This window comes from Streptomyces recifensis (assembly GCF_002154615.1).
GTDB lineage: Bacteria > Actinomycetota > Actinomycetes > Streptomycetales > Streptomycetaceae > Streptomyces > Streptomyces griseoluteus.
This window is the reverse complement of the sequence record NZ_MUNH01000716.1, coordinates 1-1915: the sequence shown is the minus strand read 5'-3', so window position 1 is coordinate 1915 and position 1915 is coordinate 1. Positions and strand designations below refer to the sequence as shown.

Annotated in this window: 1 protein-coding gene and 1 pseudogene; one reads left to right on the top strand and one right to left on the bottom strand. The window is 71.9% G+C overall.

What is annotated here, in order from left to right; genetic code table 11:
* Positions 1-706, top strand: a pseudogene (locus CCN33_RS32335) (transcriptional regulator); the annotation flags it as partial.
* Between the two features lie 86 nt (positions 707-792).
* Here CCN33_RS32335 and CCN33_RS28820 read toward each other — a convergent pair.
* Positions 793-1915 (bottom strand): FG-GAP-like repeat-containing protein (locus CCN33_RS28820; protein WP_208621939.1); only part of this gene is annotated, 1123 nt, incomplete at its 5' end.

Here is a 1915-nt window from a genome sequence, read left to right as displayed (position 1 = left end):
CCTGATCGCGGCGGCCGTCGCCCTGGTCGTCACCGTGGCCACCGCGCTGACGCTCAACCGCGACGACGGTGACCCCTCGGCACACGACACCACCACCGGCCGGGCAACCGCCGCCCCCCTCACCGTGAGCACCCGCACCTACGGCTGGGACGACCCCCAGTGCGAGGGGAAGTACCTCGTCGACCGGCCTCCCGCCGAGGTGGCCCCGCCGGTGATGGGGCAGGACGTACCGGGCTGGGTGAAGGCACACCGGGCCATCGCCGCCGACGAGCAGCGCGTGGCGCTGACCGTCCAGGGCATCGGTGACGAGGCCGTCGTCATCGAGTCCATGCACGTCGGTGTGGCCGACTCCGGGCCGCCGCCTGCCTGGAACGCGTACCTCGGCTCCTCCGGCTGCGGCGGAGGCGTCGAGACGAGGTCCTTCGACACGGACCTCGACGCCCCCCACCCCGTACTGTCCCCGAAGGCCGGCCAACGCGGCTTCCCCTACAAGGTCAGCCGCACCGACCCCGAGGTCCTCTACATCACCGCCCACGCCGCCACCCACGACGTCCGCTGGTACGTGGACCTCCAGTGGAACAGCGGCGGCCGCCAGGGCACGATCCGCATCAACGACCACGGCGAGACCTTCCGCACGAGCGGGAGCCGGGGGCGCCCGGTGTACGAGTTCCTGGTGGGCGGGACGCATTGGTACCGGGACGCGTGATCCCCGCTCCGGACGGCGAAGAGGGCCCCGGCCGATGAGAAAGGCCCAGGTCGACGACCCGGGCCTTTCTCCTCACGGCTGCCGGCTCAGAAGAGGCCCTTGAACCCGTTCCAGCCGGTGCCGATCTGCACCCGCCCGCCGTACTTGCCGGCTCCCGTGGAGGCGTACCGCCACAGCTTCCCGGCGGTGTCCCGCGCCAGCAGGTCGCTGCGTCCGTCACCGGTGAGGTCACCGGTGCCGACGAGCGCCGAGTAGCCCTTCAGGCCGCCGCCGACCCGCACCCGCTTGGTCAGGCCGCCGGTGGACGTCCCGAAGTACTCCCACAGCACACCGGCGGAGTCGACCCCGAGCACGTCGCCACGTCCGTCACCGTTCAGGTCGCCGGCGCCGACGACCTGCTTGTACAGCTTCCAGTTCGTCTGGATGCGGACCCGGGACTTCAGCCGGTGGTCGGCCGTGCCCGCGTGGAAGTAGAGGTCACCGGTGGACGCCTGCCGCGTGATCAGGTCGGGGAAACCGTCCCCGTTCAGGTCCCCCGGCGAGGTCAGCTTGTCGTAACGGGCCCAGCCGGAGCTGATGGCGGTGTACGGGGACGAGGCGGTGACGACCTTCCCGCACCCCGGGCGGTAGGCCCGCAACTGGTCACCCACGCGTGCGAGCACGTCGACGCACCGGTCGCCGTCCACGTCGCCGAAGGGCACCAGCACGGTCCCGGCGGTGAACTTGTTGCCGGATCCGGCGACGCGGGACGACAGCTTCCCGGACCCGGTGCCCTTGTACAGGGACACGGCTCCGGCCGCGTCGGTCACCAGCAGGTCGCCGAACCCGTCCGCACCGGCCATGTCCCGCCACACGGCGGCACCGCGGGTCACCGGCAGCGTCCCGGACAAGGAGAGGTCCGCCTGGACTCCGTCGGCGGGCTTCGCGGCCAGGGTCCAGGTGTAGGTGCCGTTCGGTACGTACGCCCCGGCCGCGTTCCTGCCGTCCCACGACGGAGCGACCAGGCCGCGGGCCTCCCCGCCGGTGAGGGTCCGCACCGTTTTGCCGGTCGCCTTGTTCCTGAAGGTCAGCGACCAGGAGGCCGCGGGCTTCGACAGCCACCAACGCGGCTTCCAGGAAACGGACGTGACGTCCATGGCCGGGGTGTCGGAGTCGATGACGGCGATCTTCGAGGCAGGCACGCCCGAGGGGACGATCCGTACCCGGCGG